Origin of the sequence: Streptomyces sp. DSM 40868, assembly GCF_011820545.1 — a bacterium.
Taxonomy (GTDB): Bacteria; Actinomycetota; Actinomycetes; order Streptomycetales; family Streptomycetaceae; genus Streptomyces; species Streptomyces eurythermus.
The window spans coordinates 5,261,858-5,282,793 of the sequence record NZ_CP050504.1; the positions used below are offsets into that span (position 1 = coordinate 5,261,858).

Here is a 20,936-nt window from a genome sequence, read left to right on the forward strand (position 1 = left end):
ATGCTGATCCCCCGTAGGGTCAAGCACCGCAAGCAGCACCACCCGAAGCGCAACGGTATGTCCAAGGGTGGGACGCAGGTTGCGTTCGGCGAGTACGGCATCCAGGCGCTGACCCCGGCCTACGTCACGAACCGCCAGATCGAGGCGGCCCGTATCGCGATGACCCGCCACATCAAGCGTGGCGGCAAGGTCTGGATCAACATCTACCCGGACCGTCCCCTCACCAAGAAGCCCGCCGAGACCCGCATGGGTTCCGGTAAGGGTTCTCCGGAGTGGTGGATCGCGAACGTCAAGCCCGGACGTGTGATGTTCGAGCTGTCGTACCCCAACGAAAAGATCGCCCGTGAGGCGCTGACCCGTGCGGCCCACAAGCTGCCGATGAAGTGCCGGATCGTCAAGCGCGAGGCAGGTGAAGCGTGATGTCGGCCGGTACCAAGGCGTCCGAGCTGCGCGAGCTGGGCAACGAGGAGCTTCTGGGCAAGCTCCGCGAGGCCAAGGAAGAGCTGTTCAACCTCCGCTTCCAGGCGGCCACGGGTCAGCTCGAAAACCACGGCCGGCTGAAGGCCGTCCGTAAGGACATCGCGCGGATCTACACCCTGATGCGCGAGCGCGAGCTGGGCATCGAAACGGTGGAGAACGCATGAGCGAGAACAACGTGACTGAGCAGAACACCGAGGCGCGCGGCTTCCGCAAGACCCGTGAGGGCCTCGTCGTCAGCGACAAGATGGACAAGACCGTCGTCGTCGCCGTCGAGGACCGCGTCAAGCACGCGCTGTACGGCAAGGTCATCCGCCGTACGAACAAGCTCAAGGCGCACGACGAGCAGAACGCCGCGGGTGTCGGCGACCGCGTCCTCCTCATGGAGACCCGGCCGCTGTCCGCGACGAAGCGCTGGCGCGTCGTCGAGATCCTCGAGAAGGCCAAGTAATTCCTGCGGGGCTAACCCCGCAGGTCAGTTCCGCCAGGCTCGGCAGGGGTCCTCGTAACTGAGGCCCCTGCCGGGAACCGGCAGACGATCAGGAGATAGACGTGATCCAGCAGGAGTCGCGACTGCGTGTCGCCGACAACACTGGTGCGAAGGAGATCCTTTGCATCCGTGTGCTCGGTGGCTCCGGTCGCCGCTACGCGGGCATCGGTGACGTCATCGTCGCCACCGTCAAGGACGCGATCCCCGGTGGCAACGTGAAGAAGGGTGACGTCGTCAAGGCGGTCATCGTTCGCACCGTCAAGGAGCGCCGCCGTCCGGACGGCTCGTACATCCGCTTCGACGAGAACGCCGCCGTCATTCTGAAGAACGACGGCGACCCTCGCGGCACCCGCATCTTCGGCCCGGTCGGCCGTGAGCTGCGCGAGAAGAAGTTCATGAAGATCATCTCGCTCGCGCCGGAGGTGCTGTAAGCATGAAGATCAAGAAGGGCGACCTGGTCCAGGTCATCACCGGCAAGGACAAGGGCAAGCAGGGCAAGGTCATTGCCGCTTACCCGCGCGAGGAGCGCGTCCTGGTCGAGGGTGTCAACCGGGTCAAGAAGCACACCAAGGCCGGTCCGACCGCCAGCGGTTCCCAGGCCGGCGGCATCGTGACCACCGAGGCGCCGATCCACGTCTCCAACGTCCAGCTGGTCGTGGAGAAGGACGGCAAGAAGGTCGTCACGCGTGTCGGCTACCGCTTCGACGAAGAGGGCAACAAGATCCGCGTTGCCAAGCGGACGGGTGAGGACATCTGATGGCTACCACCACCACTCCGCGTCTGAAGCAGAAGTACCGCGAGGAGATCGCGGGCAAGCTGCGTGACGAGTTCAAGTACGAGAACGTCATGCAGGTTCCCGGCCTCGTCAAGATCGTGGTCAACATGGGTGTCGGCGACGCCGCCCGTGACTCGAAGCTGATCGAGGGCGCGATCCGCGACCTGACCACCATCACCGGTCAGAAGCCGGCCGTCACCAAGGCCCGCAAGTCCATCGCGCAGTTCAAGCTGCGTGAGGGTCAGCCGATCGGTGCCCACGTCACGCTCCGTGGCGACCGCATGTGGGAGTTCCTGGACCGCACCCTGTCGCTCGCGCTGCCGCGCATCCGCGACTTCCGCGGCCTGTCCCCCAAGCAGTTCGACGGCCGTGGCAACTACACCTTCGGTCTCACGGAGCAGGTCATGTTCCACGAGATCGACCAGGACAAGATCGACCGCGTCCGGGGTATGGACATCACCGTGGTGACCACGGCGACCAACGACGAAGAGGGCCGTGCCCTTCTCCGTCACCTCGGCTTCCCGTTCAAGGAGGCGTGAGCGAGATGGCGAAGAAGGCTCTCATCGCGAAGGCTGCTCGCAAGCCCAAGTTCGGTGTGCGTGGCTACACCCGCTGCCAGCGCTGCGGTCGTCCGCACTCCGTCTACCGCAAGTTCGGCCTGTGCCGCGTGTGCCTCCGTGAGATGGCTCACCGTGGCGAGCTGCCGGGCGTGACCAAGAGCTCCTGGTAATCCCCTCATTTAGGGATTCTGGGACCTCTCGGTAAGCAACCGGGACGGCAGGGCCCGAACCACCGATGCCGTAGGCTGGTGGGGTTGGGCTCTGCCGCCCTGAACGACTTACTACGCCGTAGGTCCCCGCGCCGCACCCGTCCCGTCTGCAGAAGTACGGGGAGAGGGATGGCGCATATAGGAAACCCCGGCGAGAAAGGCCACAGGCCAATTCATGACCATGACTGATCCGATCGCAGACATGCTGACGCGTCTGCGGAACGCGAACTCGGCGTACCACGACTCGGTGTCGATGCCGCACTCCAAGATCAAGTCGCACATCGCGGAGATCCTCCAGCAGGAGGGCTTCATCACGGGCTGGAAGGTCGAGGACGCCGAGGTCGGCAAGAACCTCGTCCTGGAGCTGAAGTTCGGCCCCAACCGTGAGCGCTCCATCGCGGGCATCAAGCGGATCTCCAAGCCCGGTCTCCGGGTCTACGCGAAGTCCACCAACCTGCCGAAGGTGCTGGGCGGCCTCGGCGTGGCGATCATCTCCACGTCGCACGGGCTCCTCACCGACAAGCAGGCCGGCAAGAAGGGCGTGGGTGGGGAAGTCCTCGCCTACGTCTGGTAGCAGAAGGGAACGGAGGAAACAGCTATGTCGCGCATCGGCAAGCTCCCCATCGCGGTTCCCGCCGGCGTGGACGTCACCATCGACGGCCGTACGGTGAAGGTCAAGGGCCCCAAGGGCGAACTGACCCACACCATTGCGGCTCCGATCGACATCGCTAAGGGCGAGGACGGCACCCTCCAGGTGCTGCGCCCGAACGACGAGCGTCAGAGCAAGGCCCTGCACGGCCTCTCCCGCACGCTGGTGGCGAACATGATCACCGGCGTGACCCAGGGTTACGTGAAGAAGCTCGAGATCAGCGGTGTCGGTTACCGAGTGACCGCCAAGGGTTCCAACCTGGAGTTCGCTCTCGGTTACAGCCACCCGATCGTGGTCGAGGCCCCCGAGGGCATCACCTTCAAGGTGGAGACCCCGACCCGTTTCTCGGTCGAGGGCATCGACAAGCAGAAGGTCGGCGAGGTTGCGGCCAACATCCGCAAGCTGCGCAAGCCCGACCCGTACAAGGCCAAGGGTGTCAAGTACGAGGGCGAAGTCATCCGCCGCAAGGTCGGAAAGGCGGGTAAGTAAGCCATGGCATACGGGCAGAAGATCCTCAAGGGCGACGCCTACAAGCGCGCCGCGATCAAGCGCCGTCACATCCGGATCCGCAAGCGGATCGCCGGTACGGCGGAGCGCCCCCGTCTGGTCGTGACCCGCTCCAACCGCCACATCGTGGCGCAGGTGATCGACGACCTGAAGGGCCACACCCTGGCGTCGGCGTCCACCCTGGACGCGTCGATCCGCGGTGCCGAGGGCGACAAGTCCGCGCAGGCCAAGCAGGTCGGCGCCCTGGTCGCCGAGCGCGCCAAGGCCGCCGGTGTCGAGGCCGTCGTGTTCGACCGTGGTGGCAACCAGTACGCCGGCCGCATCGCGGCCCTGGCGGACGCCGCCCGCGAAGCCGGGCTCAAGTTCTGAGCCGCTTGTAGCTAGCGGAAAGAGAGAGGTAATCCAATGGCTGGACCCCAGCGCCGCGGAAGCGGTGCCGGTGGCGGCGAGCGGCGGGACCGGAAGGGCCGTGACGGCGGCGCTGCTGCCGCCGAGAAGACCGCGTACGTTGAGCGCGTCGTCGCGATCAACCGCGTCGCCAAGGTTGTGAAGGGTGGTCGTCGCTTCAGCTTCACCGCGCTGGTCGTGGTGGGCGACGGTGACGGCACCGTGGGTGTCGGTTACGGCAAGGCCAAGGAGGTGCCGGCCGCCATCGCCAAGGGCGTTGAGGAGGCCAAGAAGCACTTCTTCAAGGTCCCCCGTATCCAGGGCACCATCCCGCACCCGATCCAGGGTGAGAAGGCCGCCGGCGTCGTGCTGCTCAAGCCCGCGTCCCCCGGTACCGGTGTTATCGCCGGTGGTCCGGTGCGCGCCGTGCTCGAGTGCGCCGGTATCCACGACGTGCTGTCGAAGTCGCTCGGCTCCGACAACGCCATCAACATCGTGCACGCGACCGTGGAGGCCCTGAAGGGCCTGCAGCGTCCCGAGGAGATCGCGGCCCGCCGTGGTCTGCCGCTCGAGGACGTCGCTCCCGCGGCTCTGCTGCGTGCGCGTGCCGGGGCGGGTGCGTAATCATGGCGCAGCTCAAGATCACGCAGGTCAAGTCCTACATCGGCAGCAAGCAGAACCACCGTGACACCCTTCGGTCGCTTGGTCTCAAGGGGATCAACACCGTGGTCGTCAAGGAGGACCGCCCCGAGTTCCGCGGCATGGTGCACACCGTCCGCCACCTCGTGACGGTCGAGGAGGTCGACTGATCATGGCGGAGAACAACCCGCTGAAGATCCACAACCTCCGTCCGGCCCCCGGCGCCAAGACCGCCAAGACCCGTGTCGGTCGTGGTGAGGCGTCGAAGGGTAAGACGGCCGGTCGTGGTACCAAGGGCACCAAGGCCCGTTACCAGGTTCCGGAGCGCTTCGAGGGTGGCCAGATGCCGCTCCACATGCGCCTCCCGAAGCTGAAGGGCTTCAAGAACCCGTTCAAGACCGAGTACCAGGTCGTGAACCTCGACAAGCTGGCCGCGCTCTACCCCGAGGGTGGCGAGGTCACCGTCGAGTCGCTGGTGGCCAAGGGCGCCGTTCGCAAGAACAGCCTCGTCAAGGTCCTCGGCCAGGGCGAGATCTCCGTGGCGCTGCAGGTGACGGTCGACGCCGTCTCCGGCTCCGCCAAGGAGAAGATCACCGCCGCCGGCGGCACGGTCACCGAGCTCGTCTGAGTCCCTCGGACGCAGCGTCGATGACGTAAACGATCCCGACCGGGGATACCTCACAATGAGGTATCCCCGGTTGGTCGTTCCTAGGGGGGCATGGTCGCCGGTAAGGTGGCCTGCACTGTTCTCTTTCGTATTCGTCGAACCTCAGACCGTCACCCTTGACGCAGTTGCGCGGGGGTCGCAGGAGGCACCGTGCTCACCGCGTTCGCCCGGGCGTTCAGGACGCCCGACCTGCGCAAGAAGCTGCTCTTCACGCTGGGCATCATCGTGGTCTACCGGGTCGGTACCCACATCCCCATCCCCGGCGTCAACTACCAGGCCGTCCAGCAGTGCGTGAAGGAGGCCGGCGCCAACCAGGGCCTGTTCGGCCTCGTCAACATGTTCAGCGGCGGCGCGCTGCTCCAGATCACGGTCTTCGCGCTCGGCATCATGCCGTACATCACCGCCAGCATCATCCTTCAGCTGCTGACCGTGGTGATCCCGCGCCTGGAAGCCCTGAAGAAGGAGGGCCAGGCCGGCACGGCGAAGATCACCCAGTACACCCGTTACCTCACGGTGGCGCTGGCCATCCTCCAGGGCACCGGCCTGGTCGCGACCGCCCGCAGCGGCGCGCTCTTCAACGGCTGCTCGGTCGCCACCAGCATCGTCCCGGACCAGGCGATCTTCACGACCATCACGATGGTCATCTGCATGACCGCCGGCACCGCCCTGGTGATGTGGCTCGGTGAGCTGATCACCGACCGCGGCATCGGCAACGGCATGTCGATCCTGATGTTCATCTCGATCGCCGCGACCTTCCCGTCCGCGCTGTGGGCCATCAAGAAGCAGGGCTCGCTGGCCGGCGGCTGGATCGAGTTCGGCACCGTCATCGCGGTCGGCCTGGTCATGGTCGCGCTCGTCGTCTTCGTCGAGCAGGCCCAGCGCCGCATCCCGGTGCAGTACGCGAAGCGGATGATCGGACGCCGTTCCTACGGCGGTACGTCCACGTACATCCCGCTCAAGGTGAACCAGGCGGGCGTGATCCCCGTCATCTTCGCCTCGTCGCTGCTCTACATCCCGGCGCTGGTCGCGCAGTTCGCGGGGGGCAACTCGGGCTGGAAGACCTGGATCGAGCGGAATCTCACCCAAGGCGACCACCCGATTTACATCACTTCGTACTTCTTGCTCATCGTTTTCTTCGCGTTCTTCTACGTCGCTATCTCCTTCAACCCCGAGGAAGTAGCCGACAACATGAAGAAGTATGGTGGCTTCATCCCGGGCATCCGGGCTGGCCGACCGACCGCTGAGTACCTGAGCTACGTGCTCAACCGGATCACCTGGCCGGGTTCGCTGTATCTGGGTCTGATCGCCCTCGTACCGACAATGGCGTTGGTGGGCTTCCAAGCAAGCCAGAACTTCCCCTTCGGTGGGACCAGCATCCTCATCATCGTGGGTGTCGGCCTCGAGACGGTGAAGCAGATCGAGAGCCAGCTCCAGCAGCGCAATTACGAAGGGTTCCTCCGCTGATGCGTATCGTCCTCGTCGGGCCGCCGGGTGCCGGTAAGGGAACGCAGGCCGTCCGGCTCGCAGAGAAGCTGGGCATCCCGCACATCTCCACGGGCGACCTGTTCCGCGCCAACATCAGCCGGCAGACGGAGCTGGGCCGGCTCGCCAAGTCCTACATGGACGCCGGCAACCTCGTCCCCGACGAGGTGACCATCGCGATGGCGAAGGACCGCATGGAGCAGCCGGACGCGGAGAAGGGCTTCCTGCTGGACGGCTTCCCGCGCAACGTCTCGCAGGCGGAGGCGCTGGACCAGCTGCTCCAGGACGAGCACATGACCCTGGACGCCGTCCTCGACCTGGAGGTCCCCGAGGAGGAGGTCGTCAAGCGGATCGCCGGCCGGCGCATCTGCCGCAACGACTCCTCGCACGTCTTCCACGTCACCTACAGCCCGCCCAAGCAGGAGGGCGTCTGCGACGTCTGCGGCGGTGAGCTGTACCAGCGCGACGACGACTCCGAGGACACCGTCCGCAAGCGGCTCGAGGTCTACCACACGCAGACCGAGCCGATCATCGACTACTACAAGGCGCAGGAGCTGGTCGTGACGATCTCCTCCCTGGGCCCGGTGGACGAGATCACGCAGCGGGCGCTGGAGGCCCTCAAGCGCGAGAAGGCCGAGAAGTAGATCCCGGCCCTTCCGGCCGCGGTGCCCTCCCCGGGCGCCGCGGCCGTACTGTTGTACAGGTACCCCAGTCGATGTGAGTGACGGAGAGCGCAGGCCCCCCATGGTGCAGATCAAGACCCCCGAGCAGATCGCGAAGATGCGGGCGGCGGGCCTGGTCGTAGCCGCCATCCACGCGGCCACGCGCGAGGCCGCGGTGCCCGGCGCGACCACCCGGGACCTGGACGAGGTGGCCCGCAAGGTCCTCGCCGAGCACGGCGCCAAGTCGAACTTCCTCGGCTACGGCGGCTTCCCGGCCACCATCTGCACCTCCGTGAACGACGTGGTCGTGCACGGCATCCCCTCCGACGACGTCGTCCTGAAGGACGGCGACATCATCTCCATCGACTGCGGCGCCATCGTCGACGGCTGGCACGGTGACGCGGCCTACACGGCCTTCGTCGGCTCCGGTCACTCCCCGGAGCTGATCGAGCTGTCCCGGGTGACCGAGGAGTCGATGTGGGCCGGCATCGCGGCGATGAAGCAGGGCAACCGCCTGGTCGACATCTCCCGGGCGATCGAGACCTACATCCGCCGCCAGCCCAAGCCCGGCGGCGGCCGCTACGGCATCATCGAGGACTACGGCGGCCACGGCATCGGCACCGAGATGCACATGGACCCGCACCTGCTGAACTACGTCGACCGGCGCCGCGGCAAGGGCCCCAAGCTGGTCCCCGGCTTCTGCCTGGCCATCGAGCCGATGGTCTCCCTCGGCACCCCGAAGACCGAGGTCCTGTCCGACGACTGGACGGTCATCACGACCGACGGCACCTGGTCCTCCCACTGGGAGCACTCCGTCGCCCTGACCGAGCAGGGGCCCCTGGTCCTCACGGCGCCCGACGGCGGCAAGGCGAAGCTGGCCGAGTATGGTGTGGTGGCGGCGCCGGACCCCTTGGCCTGAAGCGGGGCCGAGCCGCGACCGCCGGTCGGAGACCGGCGCAGCCGCTCGAAGCTTGTGAGGCGCCCCGGGCGCCGAGCCCGCGAGATCGGCATCCGGACATCGGGTCCGAGGTCCTGTCCGACGACCGGACGGTCATCACGACCGACGGCACCTGGTCCTCCCACTGGGAGCACTCCGTCGCCCTGACCGAGCAGGGGCCCCGGTCCTCACCGCTCCCGACGGCGGCAAGGCGAGGCTCGCCGAGTTCGGCATCACGACGGCACCCGACCCGCTCGCGTAAGGATCACCCCGATGGGGCAGACTTCCCCGATTCGCCTTTCCGGGTGCGCCGACGTAGACTGACTCGTCGGCTCTTGTGCACCCGCATGCCTGCATGCTCACAATCGGTGCACGGCGGAGTCGATCAAGGTAGTCGATTCGAAGGGCGAAGCGTGGCCAAGAAGCAAGGTGCCATCGAGATCGAGGGCACTGTCGTCGAGTCTCTGCCGAACGCCATGTTCAAGGTCGAGCTCCAGAACGGCCACCAGGTCCTGGCACACATCAGCGGCAAGATGCGTATGCACTACATCCGCATCCTCCCTGACGACCGGGTCGTGGTGGAGCTGTCTCCGTACGACCTGACGCGTGGCCGGATCGTCTACCGGTACAAGTAGATCTTGCCCGCGCCCCGGGCCCGCCCGGTGCGATGGCACTGACCCGGAGAACCTCACCCCATGAAGGTCAAGCCGAGCGTCAAGAAGATCTGCGACAAGTGCAGGGTGATCCGCCGTCACGGCCGGGTCATGGTCATCTGCGAGAACCCGCGCCACAAGCAGCGCCAGGGCTGACGCACGACCGTTTCCCTCTGCACCTCTATCGCAGAGTTTCGCGCGACGCGAGCTGAATATGTTCATACGCAGGACCCGAGCCATCCAGCTCGATACCCCCGGTTCGGAGGCCGGGGACCCGGTTCGTACCTGGTACGGCGGCCGGGAGCCGGTTCTGCGGAAGACCTCCGAAGAATCACCAGGAGCCATTGAATGGCACGCGTTTCCGGTGTTGACATCCCGCGCGAAAAGCGCGTGGAGGTCGCCCTCACCTACGTGTTCGGCATCGGCCGGACCCTCTCCAAGGAGACGCTGGCTGCGACCGGCGTCGACCCGAACACCCGCGTCCGCGACCTGACGGAAGAGCAGCTCGTCGCGATCCGCGAGTACGTCGACAACAACATCAAGACCGAGGGTGACCTCCGTCGCGAGATCCAGGCCGACATCCGCCGCAAGGTCGAGATCGGCTGCTACCAGGGTCTCCGTCACCGTCGCGGTCTGCCCGTCCGCGGTCAGCGCACCAGCACCAACGCCCGTACCCGCAAGGGCCCGCGTCGCGCCATCGCCGGCAAGAAGAAGCCGGGCAAGAAGTAGTCCGCAGCGGACGCCTGTCCACGGTCTTCGCTGTAGGACCGACCACCTCCCGTAGGAGTTATTAGATGCCCCCCAAGGGTCGTCAGGGCGCTGCCAAGAAGGTGCGCCGCAAGGAAAAGAAGAACGTCGCTCACGGCCACGCGCACATCAAGAGCACGTTCAACAACACGATCGTCTCGATCACGGACCCGTCCGGCAACGTGATCTCCTGGGCCTCCGCCGGCCACGTCGGCTTCAAGGGCTCCCGGAAGTCCACGCCGTTCGCCGCGCAGATGGCCGCCGAGTCGGCCGCCCGCCGCGCCCAGGAGCACGGCATGCGCAAGGTCGACGTGTTCGTGAAGGGCCCGGGCTCCGGTCGCGAGACCGCGATCCGTTCCCTCCAGGCCACGGGTCTCGAGGTCGGCTCCATCCAGGACGTCACCCCGACCCCGCACAACGGCTGCCGCCCGCCGAAGCGCCGCCGCGTCTGACGCACGCGCTTCGACTGGCTGGGTTCCGGGCGGTACGGCTCTTCGGGGACGTGCCGCCCGTACCCTTGCAGTACCCGCGCTTTTCCCGGGCGCGGTTTCCGTCGGACGTCAAATAGCGGGCGTCCACGAAAGAAGGATCTGATCCACACATGCTGATCGCTCAGCGTCCCTCGTTGACCGAAGAGGTCGTCGACGAGTTCCGCTCCCGGTTCGTGATCGAGCCGCTGGAGCCGGGCTTCGGCTACACCCTCGGCAACTCCCTGCGCCGTACGCTCCTCTCCTCGATCCCGGGTGCCGCCGTCACCTCGATCCGGATCGACGGTGTCCTGCACGAGTTCACCACCGTGCCGGGCGTCAAGGAGGACGTCACCGACCTGATCCTCAACATCAAGCAGCTGGTCGTCTCCTCGGAGCACGACGAGCCGGTCGTAATGTACCTGCGCAAGCAGGGTCCGGGTCTGGTCACCGCCGCCGACATCGCGCCCCCGGCCGGTGTCGAGGTGCACAACCCCGACCTCGTCCTCGCCACGCTCAACGGCAAGGGCAAGCTGGAGATGGAGCTGACCGTCGAGCGCGGTCGCGGCTACGTCTCCGCCGTGCAGAACAAGCAGGTGGGCCAGGAGATCGGCCGTATCCCGGTCGACTCCATCTACTCGCCGGTGCTGAAGGTCACGTACAAGGTCGAGGCCACGCGTGTCGAGCAGCGCACCGACTTCGACAAGCTGATCGTCGACGTCGAGACCAAGCAGGCGATGCGTCCGCGTGACGCCATGGCCTCCGCCGGCAAGACCCTGGTCGAGCTGTTCGGTCTCGCCCGCGAGCTGAACATCGACGCCGAGGGCATCGACATGGGCCCGTCCCCGACGGACGCCGCCCTGGCCGCGGACCTGGCGCTGCCGATCGAGGAGCTGGAGCTCACCGTTCGGTCGTACAACTGCCTCAAGCGCGAGGGCATCCACTCCGTGGGTGAGCTGGTCGCGCGCAGCGAGGCCGACCTGCTGGACATCCGCAACTTCGGTGCGAAGTCCATCGACGAGGTCAAGGCGAAGCTGGCCGGCATGGGCCTGGCCCTGAAGGACAGCCCGCCCGGATTCGACCCCACGGCCGCCGCGGACGCCTTCGGCGCGGACGACGACGCGGACGCGGGTTTCGTGGAGACCGAGCAGTACTAAGCGCTCCGCGGGGAGGCCGTACTGCGTCTGCGGGCCGGTTGTGGCTGGTCGCGCAGTTCCCCGCGCCCCTTCCAGGCCCCTTCGGGGGCCTGGATCTCCGACGGGCAACCGCTCGCTCGGATACTGACCCCGGTACCTGATACGGCCGGGGCAGAGATACAGGAGATGGAACATGCCGAAGCCCACCAAGGGTGCCCGTCTGGGCGGCAGCGCCGCGCACGAGAAGCTGCTCCTCGCGAACCTCGCGAAGAGCCTCTTCGAGCACGGCAAGATCACCACCACCGAGGCGAAGGCGCGCCGCCTGCGCCCGTACGCCGAGCGTCTGATCACCAAGGCGAAGAAGGGTGACCTTCACAACCGCCGCCAGGTGCTTCAGGTGATCACGGACAAGAGCGTCGTCCACACGCTCTTCACCGAGATCGGCCCGCGCTACGAGAACCGTCCCGGTGGTTACACCCGCATCACCAAGATCGGCAACCGCCGTGGCGACAACGCGCCCATGGCCGTCATCGAGCTGGTCGAGGCGCTGACGGTGCAGCAGAACGCCGTGGGCGAGGCCGAGGCCGCGACCAAGCGCGCGGTCAAGGAGGCCGAGGAGGCCAAGGCCGAGGAGACGAAGGCCGAGGAGACCGAGGCTCCGGCCGAGGAGTCCAAGGACGCCTGAGGCTCTGCCTGAACGCGGTAAGCGGGTCCGCCCTTCAAGGGCGGGCCCGCTTTCGCGTTTTTTCCCACGGCACCGCCCTGAGAGGATTCCCCCGTGAGTGACGAAGTACAGCCCGGTTACGTCCGTGTCCGTCTCGATCTGTCCTACGACGGCTCCGCCTTCCACGGCTGGGCCAAGCAGGCCGGAGGCCGGCGGACCGTGCAGGGGGAGATCGAGGACGCCCTGCGGACGGTCACGCGGTCCAAGGAGACGTACGAGCTGACCGTGGCCGGGCGGACCGATGCCGGGGTGCACGCCCGGGGCCAGGTGGCGCATGTCGATCTGCCCGAGGAGCTGTGGCGCGAGCACCACCAGAAGCTGCTGAAGCGGCTGGCCGGGCGGCTGCCGAAGGACGTCCGGGTGTGGGCGCTGCGCGAGGCGCCGAGCGGGTTCGACGCGCGGTTCTCGGCGGTGTGGCGGCGCTACGCCTACCGGGTCACCGACAATCCCGGGGGAGTGGACCCGCTGCTGCGGGGCCACGTGCTGTGGCACGACTGGCCGCTCGACGTGGACGCCATGAACGAGGCCGCGCGGGCGCTGCTCGGGGAGCACGACTTCGCCGCCTACTGCAAGAAGCGCGAGGGCGCGACCACGATCCGTACCCTCCAGGAGCTGAGCCTGGTGCGGGGCGAGGACGGGATCATCACCGCGACCGTGCGGGCGGACGCCTTCTGCCACAACATGGTGCGCTCGCTGATCGGCGCGCTGCTGTTCGTCGGGGACGGGCACCGGGGGCCGGAGTGGCCGGGGAAGGTGCTGGCGGCGGGCGTACGGGACTCCGCGGTGCATGTCGTACGGCCGCACGGGCTGACGCTGGAGGAGGTCGGCTACCCGGCCGACGAGCTGCTGGCGGCCCGGAGCAAGGAGGCTCGGAACAAGCGGTCGCTTCCCGGACTTCCGGGATGCGAAACCTGTTAGTTACGTCGCATTTCACGCCTCTTACGCCCCATATCCGGACTTGCGGGGCGTATTAACCCTTACCGACTCTTACGCGTTTCATACCTCTCGGATACAGTTGCGCGACCCGGCCACACGTTCGATGGAGAGGCCGGGATTGGCTGGGGGGTCGACGGGTCGGTAAGGCCCGGGGTGGGACAACGGAATGACTTCAGTGGATTCCGTGCGGGCCGGGGGGCGTCGCGCGGCACGGCAGAGCGGTGGGCGGCGACGGGCCGGGCGGGGCGGAACGGCCGCGCTGGGACTGCTGCCGCTCCCGCCGACGGACAAGGAGAAGTACTCCTACGCGCGACGGCACCTGTGGATCCTGACGATCAGCTCGCTGATCAGCTTCTGCTGCCTGGTGCTGAGCCAGTTCAAGCTGGCGGCGTCCACGCCGGTGCTGTGGATCTACACGCCGCTGCTCGCCTTCACGGTGATCTACTACCTGGTGTCGTTGCGGGTGAACGGCTTCACCCGGGACTTCGACATAGCCCACCACCGGCGGCTGGTGCAGAACTGGCGGCCCGAGGTGTACCCGACCGTGGATGTGTTCCTGCCGGTGTGCGGTGAGCCCATCGAGGTGCTGCACAACACCTGGCGGCATGTGCGGGCGATGGCCGACCGGTACCCCGGGGTCTGTGTGCCGTTCGTGCTGGACGACGGTGCGAGCCCCGAACTGGCGGCGATGGCCCGGGACTTCGGCTTCCGCTACGGCACCCGGGAGAACCGGGGCTGGTTCAAGAAGGCCGGCAACCTGCACTTCGGCTTCGCCCAGTCCGACGGTGAGTACATCCTCATCCTGGACGCCGACTTCACCCCGCGCGCCGATCTGCTGGAGGAACTGCTGCCGTACATGGACGACGATCCGCGGATCGGCATCGTCCAGTCCCCGCAGTACTTCCGGGTGCTCGACTCGCAGAACTGGATCGAGCGCGGCGCGGGCGCGGTGCAGGAACTGTTCTACCGCTCCGTGCAGGTCTCCCGGCAGGGCAGCGACGGCGCCATCTGCGTCGGCTCCTGCGCGATCTACCGGCGGGCGGCGCTGGAGACCAACGGCGGCACCACGCTGATCGAGCACTCCGAGGACGTGCACACCGGGTTCGATCTCCGCGGGCTCGGCTGGGACCTCAGGTACGTGCCGGTCGCGGTGTCCACCGGGGTCTGCCCGGACAGCGCGGGCGCCTTCTTCAACCAGCAGTACCGCTGGTGCTCGGGCTCGATGAGCCTGCTCGGCAGCCGCAAGTTCTGGCAGGCGAGGATCAAGCTGTCCAGCCGGCTGTGCTACATGTCCGGCTTCTTCTACTACATCCACACCGCGCTGTTCACCTTCGCGGCCCCGGTCATCCCGATCGTGCTGCTGCTGGTCATGCCGGACAAGCTCAAGGTCGAGCATCTGCTGCTGGTGCTGCCCAGCATCCTCTACACCACGATCGTCTTCCCGATGTGGCACCGGGCGCCCTACCGCCTGGAGGCCTGGGCGACCCGGATGATGTACGGCTGGGCGCACGTCTTCGCCATCTGGGACATCCTGCGCAAGAACCGCATGGGCTGGCAGCCGACCGGCTCCTCAGGCGCCAAGAAGAACAAGACGCGGCGGTTCTGGATCGGCATGTGGGCGTGGAGCGGCGGCACGGCGCTGGTGTGGGTCACCGCGGCGGTGTACCGGACGTTCACCATGAACGCCCCGGACTTCGCCCTGATCCTGTCCTCGGGGCTGTTCTACGCGCTGGTCGTCGGCCGTGTGCTGGTGCAGCCGCGGTCCGGGGCGGAGGCCGCCTGATGCGACTGAGGGAACGATTCCGCATGACCGGTGCGGCCCTGGCCTGCGCCATGGCCGGCGTCCTCGCGCTCGGCGGCTGCTCACTGCTCGGCGACGACTCCGGGGGCTCCCCGGAGTCCGGCGGGTCCGCCCCGCGCTCCTCGGCGAGCACCCAGGACATCCCCTACGACGTCACCCCCCTGATCAAGCCGGCGAAGAAGTACTACGGGGCCGCCGTGCCGGGCGCGCCGATCTCCATGAAGAACATCGACGCGTACACGGCGAGGACCGGCAAGCAGCCCAACCTCATCGAGTACTACGCCGCCTGGGGTGACGGCTTCGACGCCACCGGTGTGCGCAACGCCTGGGCCGAGGGCGCCCTGACGCTGATGTCCTGGGAGCCCTTCGACACGTCCCTCGCCGACATCGCGGCGGGCAGGTCGGACGCGTACATCAAGGAGTACGCGACCGCCGTGCGCAAGCTGAACCTGCCCGTGGTGATGGACTTCGCGGACGAGTTCAACGGCCACTGGGAGAAGTGGGGTACGCACGACGTGACCCCGGCCCAGTACGTGGCCGCCTGGCGCCACATCCACCAGACCTTCGTCGACGTCGGCGCCACCAACGTCATCTGGACCTGGGCGCCCAACATCGTCAACCCGGTGAAGAACGTACGGCTGAAGCCGTACTACCCGGGTGACGCCTATGTGGACTGGATCGGTCTGGTCGGTTACTTCACGATCGGCCAGGACAACGCCTTCGACAGCGTCTTCGGGCCGACCCGCGACGAGATCCGCACCTTCACCAGGAAACCGATGCTGCTGCTGGAGACCGCGGCCATGCCCGGCGAGCGGCGGCGGGCCGATGTCCGCAACCTGTTCGCGGGCGTCGCGGCGGACGACGACATGCTCGGTTTCATCTGGTTCGACTACAAAAAGCGCGCCGACTGGCGGCTGGAGGCGAGCCCGCTGGCGCTGACGGAGTTCAAGCGCCTGGCCGCCGACGACCGTTTCGGCTTCGACGTACGGAAGCCGTCATGACCTCTCGTCCCGAGTACTACACCCCGCAGCCCTACGACCCGTACGCCGAGGAGGAGCAGGGCGGCTGGTTCAACTCCGACGGCTACCTCCCGCACCGGCCGCAGGGCCACGAGGTCCCGCAGGGCTACCGCCAGGTCCCCCAGCAGGTCCCCCAGGGGTACGACACCCCGCAGGACTACGGGGTCGCACAGGGGCACCCGGTCCCTCAGGAGTACGACACCGCGCAGGGCTACCACCAGGTCCCCCAGGGGTATGACACCGCGCAGGGCTACCACCAGGTCCCCCAGGGGTACGACACCGCGCAGGGCCACCAGCAGGTCCCCCGGGAGTACGGCATACCCGAGGGGTACGGGTACGACCTCGGGGCCCACGCCTACCAGCAGCCCGCCGGTCAGCCGGCGTACCCCGGGCAGACCGCCGAGGAGGAGCCGGCCGCGCCCGCCGAGCCCGGGTACCACGTGCCCGAGACGCCCGAGGTCGGCTGGGACATGGCCGCCAGCCGACGGCGTGCCTGGGTCAGCCGGGCCGTGCTGCTGTGCGTGCTGGCCGTCCAGGCCGTGCTCTCGCTGCGCCTGGCCAACACCGCGTTCCAGGACGAGGCCCTCTACCTCGCCGCCGGCCACGCCGAGCTCCAGCACCTGCTGCACGGCACCCCGCTGCCCATCGACTACGCGGCCTACTTCTCCGGCTCGCCGCAGCTGTACCCGGTGCTCGCCGCCGCCGTGGACGACGTCCTCGGGCTCACCGGGGCGCGCCTGCTGAGCCTGGCGTTCATGCTGGGCACCACCGGGCTGCTGTACTCCTTCACCCGGCGGCTGTTCAACGAGCGGGCCGCGCTGGCCGGCGCCGCCCTGTTCGCCGTGGTGCAGTCCACGGTCGTCATGGGCTACTTCGCCACCTACGACGCCGCCGCGGTGTTCCTGCTGGCCCTCGCCACCTGGATCGTCGTACGCACAGCCCGGGCACCGGCGGCCGCCGTACTGCTCGCCGTCCCCGTCGCCGTCCTCGCCGTCGGTGTGAAGTACGCCTCCGGCCTGTACCTGCCGACCATCGTCGTGCTCGCGCTGCTCACCGGCTGGCCGCACCAGGGGCGCAAGGCGTTCCTGCGGATGCTGCTGCTCGCGCTCGGCATCGGCGCGCTGCTGGCGATCGGCATGTACGGCACCGACCTGATGGCCGGAGTGCGGCAGACCACGACCAACCGGGACCACGGCTCCGACAGCACCGCCTTCCTGCTCCAGCGGTCCGGCGAGTGGGGCGGGCTGATGTTCCTCACCGCCGTCGGCGGCGCGGTCTCCTATGTCCGGCGCAGCCGGATGAACGAGTCCCCGGTCGCCCAGCGGCTCGGCAACCCCGGATGGCGCTGGCGGGCGCTGCTCGGCCTGGTGCTGTGCGGCACCGCGCTGCTCGCGCCCGCCTACCAGGTCCACCTGGGCACCGTCGTCTCGCTGTTCAAGCACGTCGGCTTCGGCCTGCTGTTCGCCGCGCCGATGGCCGGAGTGGGCGTCACCCGGCTGATCGGCGCCCACTTCCGCTACCCCCAGCTCGGCATCATGCTGTGGACCGCGACGCTCTGCCTCGGCATCTCGCAGGCGGACTGGCGCTTCGGCGTCTGGCCCGACTCCTCGAAGATGATCCGGGTCATCGACTCCCACGTGGACCGCGAGGGCCACTACCTCGCCTCCACCCCCGAGGTGCCCGTCTACTACCTGCGGGACAAGACCACCCACCGGCAGTGGCAGGGCGTGTTCGCCCTGGAGTACACGGACAAGAAGGGCACGTACCACCAGGGTGACGAGGCCTACCGGGCGGCGCTGCGCGAGGGCGAGTTCGACCTGATCGTCCTGGACGGCCTCACCAACCCCCGGGTGGACGCCGTGGTCGCGGACGCGGTCAAGGGCAACCCGCACTACCGGCTCCTGGCCGACCTGCCCTTCCGCAACTCCAGCGGCACCGGTCACTACCGCATCTGGACCAAGACCTCCTGACCGCAGGTCCAAGCGAGAAAGGCCGTCCTCATGCGGCTCACCGTCATCGGCACCGGCTATCTCGGTGCCACCCACGCCGCCTGCATGGCCGAACTGGGCCACGAGGTGCTCGGCGTCGACGCCGACCCGGAGAAGGTCGCCGCGCTCGGCGCCGGGCGGGTGCCCTTCCACGAGCCGGGCCTGCCCGAGCTGATCGCGCGGCACACCGCGAGCGGCCGGCTGCGGTTCACCAGCTCCTTCGCCGAGGCCGGGGCCTTCGGCGAGGTCCACTTCGTCTGCGTGGGCACTCCGCAGCGCGCCGACTCCGGCGCCGCCGACCTGAGCCAGGTGGACGCGGCCTTCGCCGCCCTGGCCGCGCACGCCGCGCCGGACGCGCTGCTCGTCGGCAAGTCGACCGTGCCGGTCGGCACGGCCGAGCGGCTGGCCCGGACGTACGACGCGGAGATCGCCTGGAACCCGGAGTTCCTGCGCGAGGGTTTCGCCGTCCAGGACACGCTGCGCCCGGACCGGCTGGTGTTCGGCGTCGCGTCGCCGCGCGCCGAGGCCGTGCTGCGCGCCGTGTACGCGCCGGTCCTCGCCGCCGGCACTCCGCTGGTCACCGCCGACTTTCCGACCACCGAGCTGGTCAAGACGGCCGCCAACGCCTTTCTCGCCACCAAGATCTCCTTCATCAACGCGATGGCCGAGGTCTGCGAGGCGGCCGGCGGCGATGTGCGCACGCTCGCCGAGGCCCTCGGCCACGACGACCGGATCGGGCCGGAGTTCCTGCGCGCCGGGCTCGGCTTCGGCGGCGGCTGTCTGCCCAAGGACATCCGCGCCTTCGCGCACCGGGCCGGCGAGCTGGGCGTCCCGCTGAGGCTGCTGCGCGAGGTGGACGCGATCAACATGCGGCGCCGGGACCGGGTGGTGGAGCTGGCCCGCGAGCAGTGCGGGGGAGCGGTGCTCGGCGCCCGGATCACCGTCCTCGGCGCCGCCTTCAAGCCCGGCTTGGACGACATCCGCGACTCGCCCGCGCTGGCCGTGGCCGCCCGGCTGCGGCTGGAGGGCGCCGACGTCACCGTGTACGACCCGCAGGCCGCGGACAACGCGCGCAAGGCGTTCCCGCTGCTGGGATACGCGGGGACCGTCGAGGACGCGCTGCGCGGGGCCGACCTGGTCCTGCATCTGACCGAGTGGCCGCAGTTCCGGGAGATCGACCCGGAGCGGGCGGCGACGCTGGTGGCCCGGCCGCGGATCGTGGACGGGCGAGGGGGGCTCGACGCGGACCGCTGGACCGCGGCGGGCTGGCGGTTCCGGGCACCGGGCAGGCCGGTGCCCGCAGGGGAGGGACAGTGATGGCACAGAGCGAGGCCCGGGTCACCGTGGTCATGCCGACGTACAACGAGGCGGCGAATCTGCCGGGCATGGCCGAGGCCGTGCTCGGGCTGCCGTTGGACGGGCTCCAGTTGAAGATCGTCGACGACTCCAGCCCGGACGGCACCGGGCGGATCGCCGAGGAGCTGGCCGAGAAGTACAACGGCGCCGGCCGCACCCGGATGAGCGTGCTGCACCGCACCGAGAAGGACGGGCTGGGCCGGGCGTACACCGCCGGGATGTCCGCCGCGCTGGACGAGGGCGCCGAGTACGTCGTCCAGATGGACGCCGACGGCAGCCACCCGGTGGAGGCGGTGCCCCGCATGCTCCAGGCGGCCCTGGACTCCGGTGCCGGGCTGGTCGTCGGCAGCCGGTACGTCGAGGGCGGCTCGCTGGACGAGGAGTGGGGCGCGCACCGGGTGCTGCTGTCCCGGTTCGCCAACCGGTACGCGCGCGCCATCCTCGGCACCGACATCCAGGACATCACAGCCGGGTTCAACCTGTGGTCGGCGCGGACCCTGCGGGACGTCGGCCTGACGTCCCTGGACAGCGCCGGCTACAGCTTCCAGGTGGAGCTGAAGTACCGGGCCGTCCGGGCCGGGCACACGGCCGTGGAGATCCCCATCCGGTTCACCGAGCGCACCGAGGGCGAGTCCAAGATGACACTGCGCACCCAGCTGGAGTCGGCCGTGCTGCCGCTCCGGCTGCGGATGAAGCGCTACTAGCGGCCGGGGCGGCTGCCGGCCGGTGCGGCGACCGGCCGGTGCGGCCGCCGGGCGGGCCGGCTACCGGGCGGCGGCCTCGGCCTGCTCCTGGCCGCGGCGGTGGATCTGGTTCACGGTGAACTGGGCCAGGCCGTTGCCGGCGCCGAAGACGTCGGTGTCCTTCTTCGTGACGTCCTTGCCGGTGGTGAAGCCGGAGATCGTGAAGTAGGCGTAGCGGCCGTAGGCATTGCGCGTGGAGCGGCAGAACGCCCCGTCGCAGAAGGGCTTGACGCCGCCCTTGCCGAACAGTGAGCGGACGATGGACCGGTCGTCGGTCTGCGCCTTGGCCCGGCCGGCCTGCGCCGCGTTGTCGAAGACGGCGACGCCCACGGTGACCGCGATGTCGCCGTGGGTGTAGGTGGCGCGCAGCAGACGGGTGCAGCCGTTGTTCGTGAGGATGCCCGGCAGGGTGCCGCCGGCGACCGAGGCGCAGCCGGAGGTGTCGTCCGTGGCGCCCTTCGTGTACACGGTGTCGCCGAGCGTGAGCTGCTTGCCGGGGAAGAGCGTGTCGGGGCCGAGCGGAGCGGTGTCCTTCTTGGCGCTGGATATGAAGTCCGCCGGGTTCAGCGGCGGTGGCGCGCTGGTCGGCTCGAAGGACGGCGTCGCGGTGGCCGTGCCGGGTATCGAGGCGGTGGCGGGCAGGTTGCTCGGGCCGGCCTCGGGGTCACCGCCGTTCGCGGAGACCACGGCCACGGCGACCGCGGTGCCTATCGCGACCGCGGCCAGCGCACCGCCGGCTATGAACAGCAGCTTGCGGCGCTTGTTCCGGGTCTCGGAGGCCTCGGCGAGCGCGGCCCAGTCGGGCGTCCCGTCGTCTTCTCCGCTGTTCCACGGCTGCTGGGAATGCGGTTTCCAGGGATCCCACTGAGACTGGGGTCCCCCCTGCCCGTAACTCATGGGGCGCATCTTAGACGGGGGCCCGGTG

At 68.4% G+C, this 20,936-nt stretch carries 29 protein-coding genes and 1 pseudogene; 29 read left to right on the forward strand and 1 reads right to left on the reverse strand.

Features of this window, described 5'->3' with window-relative positions:
- The 29 genes and pseudogenes from rplP to HB370_RS24240 all read left to right on the forward strand — a co-directional run bounded on the left by rplP (position 1) and on the right by HB370_RS24240 (position 19,972).
- Positions 1-420 (forward strand): 50S ribosomal protein L16, encoded by a 420-nt coding sequence (gene rplP, locus HB370_RS24095; RefSeq protein WP_009190136.1) that lies wholly within the window; start codon positions 1-3, stop codon positions 418-420.
- A complete protein-coding gene (rpmC, locus tag HB370_RS24100; protein ID WP_018564811.1) occupies positions 420-644 on the forward strand; it encodes a 50S ribosomal protein L29 in 225 nt (74 codons plus the stop codon). The genes rplP and rpmC overlap by 1 nt, the downstream gene beginning before the upstream one ends.
- A complete protein-coding gene (gene rpsQ, locus HB370_RS24105; RefSeq protein ID WP_020941675.1) occupies positions 641-928 on the forward strand; it encodes a 30S ribosomal protein S17 in 288 nt (95 codons plus the stop codon). The genes rpmC and rpsQ overlap by 4 nt, the downstream gene beginning before the upstream one ends.
- Positions 929-1,029: 101 nt before the next feature.
- The gene (gene rplN / locus HB370_RS24110) at positions 1,030-1,398 is read left to right on the forward strand and encodes a 50S ribosomal protein L14 (RefSeq protein WP_003998823.1); all 369 of its coding nucleotides are present in this window, start codon (positions 1,030-1,032) and stop codon (positions 1,396-1,398) included.
- A 2-nt stretch (positions 1,399-1,400) separates the two neighbouring features.
- Entirely contained in the window at positions 1,401-1,724 is a 324-nt protein-coding gene (rplX, locus tag HB370_RS24115) for a 50S ribosomal protein L24 (protein ID WP_030601194.1), read from the forward strand.
- Complete coding sequence (gene rplE / locus HB370_RS24120; RefSeq protein ID WP_030345436.1) at positions 1,724-2,281, forward strand: 50S ribosomal protein L5; 558 nt, start codon at positions 1,724-1,726, stop codon at positions 2,279-2,281. Before rplX ends, rplE begins: the two co-directional genes overlap by 1 nt.
- A 5-nt stretch (positions 2,282-2,286) precedes the next feature.
- Positions 2,287-2,472 carry a type Z 30S ribosomal protein S14 gene (locus tag HB370_RS24125; protein WP_003948630.1) on the forward strand — a complete coding sequence of 62 codons (186 nt, stop codon included), beginning with the start codon at positions 2,287-2,289 and terminating at the stop codon, positions 2,470-2,472.
- Between the two features lie 214 nt (positions 2,473-2,686).
- Positions 2,687-3,085: a 30S ribosomal protein S8 gene (gene rpsH / locus HB370_RS24135; RefSeq protein WP_014674378.1), complete on the forward strand. Its 399-nt coding sequence runs from the start codon at positions 2,687-2,689 to the stop codon at positions 3,083-3,085.
- Between the two features lie 24 nt (positions 3,086-3,109).
- Positions 3,110-3,649, forward strand: a complete 540-nt coding sequence (gene rplF / locus HB370_RS24140) for a 50S ribosomal protein L6 (RefSeq protein WP_030778519.1) — start codon at positions 3,110-3,112, stop codon at positions 3,647-3,649.
- 3 nt (positions 3,650-3,652) lie between these two features.
- Positions 3,653-4,036: a 50S ribosomal protein L18 gene (gene rplR / locus HB370_RS24145; protein ID WP_030601188.1), complete on the forward strand. Its 384-nt coding sequence runs from the start codon at positions 3,653-3,655 to the stop codon at positions 4,034-4,036.
- A 36-nt stretch (positions 4,037-4,072) separates the two neighbouring features.
- Positions 4,073-4,678 (forward strand): 30S ribosomal protein S5, encoded by a 606-nt coding sequence (rpsE, locus tag HB370_RS24150; protein ID WP_019753099.1) that lies wholly within the window; start codon positions 4,073-4,075, stop codon positions 4,676-4,678.
- 2 nt (positions 4,679-4,680) lie between these two features.
- Positions 4,681-4,863, forward strand: coding sequence for a 50S ribosomal protein L30 (gene rpmD, locus HB370_RS24155; RefSeq protein WP_003998814.1), 183 nt, complete (start codon positions 4,681-4,683; stop codon positions 4,861-4,863).
- 2 nt (positions 4,864-4,865) lie between these two features.
- Positions 4,866-5,321: a 50S ribosomal protein L15 gene (gene rplO, locus HB370_RS24160; RefSeq protein WP_030601181.1), complete on the forward strand. Its 456-nt coding sequence runs from the start codon at positions 4,866-4,868 to the stop codon at positions 5,319-5,321.
- Positions 5,322-5,510: 189 nt separating this feature from the next.
- The gene (secY, locus tag HB370_RS24165) at positions 5,511-6,824 is read left to right on the forward strand and encodes a preprotein translocase subunit SecY (RefSeq protein WP_030778524.1); all 1,314 of its coding nucleotides are present in this window, start codon (positions 5,511-5,513) and stop codon (positions 6,822-6,824) included.
- The gene (locus HB370_RS24170) at positions 6,824-7,486 is read left to right on the forward strand and encodes an adenylate kinase (RefSeq protein WP_030778527.1); all 663 of its coding nucleotides are present in this window, start codon (positions 6,824-6,826) and stop codon (positions 7,484-7,486) included. Before secY ends, HB370_RS24170 begins: the two co-directional genes overlap by 1 nt.
- A gap of 100 nt (positions 7,487-7,586) precedes the next feature.
- Complete coding sequence (gene map, locus HB370_RS24175) at positions 7,587-8,423, forward strand: type I methionyl aminopeptidase (protein WP_030778529.1); 837 nt, start codon at positions 7,587-7,589, stop codon at positions 8,421-8,423.
- 104 nt (positions 8,424-8,527) lie between these two features.
- Positions 8,528-8,703 (forward strand): annotated as a pseudogene (locus HB370_RS24180) (type I methionyl aminopeptidase); the annotation flags it as partial.
- Positions 8,704-8,854: 151 nt separating this feature from the next.
- Positions 8,855-9,076 (forward strand): translation initiation factor IF-1, encoded by a 222-nt coding sequence (infA, locus tag HB370_RS24185; protein ID WP_003948620.1) that lies wholly within the window; start codon positions 8,855-8,857, stop codon positions 9,074-9,076.
- A gap of 60 nt (positions 9,077-9,136) precedes the next feature.
- Positions 9,137-9,250: a 50S ribosomal protein L36 gene (gene rpmJ, locus HB370_RS24190; RefSeq protein ID WP_003998809.1), complete on the forward strand. Its 114-nt coding sequence runs from the start codon at positions 9,137-9,139 to the stop codon at positions 9,248-9,250.
- Positions 9,251-9,442: 192 nt separating this feature from the next.
- Positions 9,443-9,823 (forward strand): 30S ribosomal protein S13, encoded by a 381-nt coding sequence (rpsM, locus tag HB370_RS24195; protein ID WP_023547369.1) that lies wholly within the window; start codon positions 9,443-9,445, stop codon positions 9,821-9,823.
- 65 nt (positions 9,824-9,888) lie between these two features.
- Positions 9,889-10,293, forward strand: coding sequence for a 30S ribosomal protein S11 (gene rpsK, locus HB370_RS24200; protein WP_003956432.1), 405 nt, complete (start codon positions 9,889-9,891; stop codon positions 10,291-10,293).
- A gap of 149 nt (positions 10,294-10,442) precedes the next feature.
- Positions 10,443-11,465 carry a DNA-directed RNA polymerase subunit alpha gene (locus tag HB370_RS24205; RefSeq protein WP_003966937.1) on the forward strand — a complete coding sequence of 341 codons (1,023 nt, stop codon included), beginning with the start codon at positions 10,443-10,445 and terminating at the stop codon, positions 11,463-11,465.
- Positions 11,466-11,637: 172 nt separating this feature from the next.
- Complete coding sequence (gene rplQ / locus HB370_RS24210; protein WP_030778532.1) at positions 11,638-12,129, forward strand: 50S ribosomal protein L17; 492 nt, start codon at positions 11,638-11,640, stop codon at positions 12,127-12,129.
- Positions 12,130-12,222: 93 nt separating this feature from the next.
- Positions 12,223-13,086, forward strand: a complete 864-nt coding sequence (gene truA / locus HB370_RS24215; RefSeq protein ID WP_030778533.1) for a tRNA pseudouridine(38-40) synthase TruA — start codon at positions 12,223-12,225, stop codon at positions 13,084-13,086.
- A gap of 382 nt (positions 13,087-13,468) precedes the next feature.
- Entirely contained in the window at positions 13,469-14,887 is a 1,419-nt protein-coding gene (locus HB370_RS24220; RefSeq protein WP_030778535.1) for a cellulose synthase catalytic subunit, read from the forward strand.
- Positions 14,887-15,906 carry a glycosyl hydrolase gene (locus HB370_RS24225; protein ID WP_030778537.1) on the forward strand — a complete coding sequence of 340 codons (1,020 nt, stop codon included), beginning with the start codon at positions 14,887-14,889 and terminating at the stop codon, positions 15,904-15,906. The genes HB370_RS24220 and HB370_RS24225 overlap by 1 nt, the downstream gene beginning before the upstream one ends.
- Positions 15,903-17,894: a glycosyltransferase family 39 protein gene (locus HB370_RS24230; protein ID WP_030778539.1), complete on the forward strand. Its 1,992-nt coding sequence runs from the start codon at positions 15,903-15,905 to the stop codon at positions 17,892-17,894. Before HB370_RS24225 ends, HB370_RS24230 begins: the two co-directional genes overlap by 4 nt.
- A 30-nt stretch (positions 17,895-17,924) precedes the next feature.
- Positions 17,925-19,229 (forward strand): UDP-glucose/GDP-mannose dehydrogenase family protein, encoded by a 1,305-nt coding sequence (locus tag HB370_RS24235; RefSeq protein ID WP_030778541.1) that lies wholly within the window; start codon positions 17,925-17,927, stop codon positions 19,227-19,229.
- On the forward strand, positions 19,229-19,972 hold the full coding sequence (locus tag HB370_RS24240) for a polyprenol monophosphomannose synthase (protein ID WP_030778543.1): 744 nt from the start codon (positions 19,229-19,231) through the stop codon (positions 19,970-19,972). The genes HB370_RS24235 and HB370_RS24240 overlap by 1 nt, the downstream gene beginning before the upstream one ends.
- A 60-nt stretch (positions 19,973-20,032) precedes the next feature.
- Here HB370_RS24240 and HB370_RS24245 read toward each other — a convergent pair whose 3' ends face one another.
- The gene (locus HB370_RS24245; RefSeq protein ID WP_030778544.1) at positions 20,033-20,908 is read right to left on the reverse strand and encodes a hypothetical protein; all 876 of its coding nucleotides are present in this window, start codon (positions 20,906-20,908) and stop codon (positions 20,033-20,035) included.
- Positions 20,909-20,936: the final 28 nt, after the last annotated feature.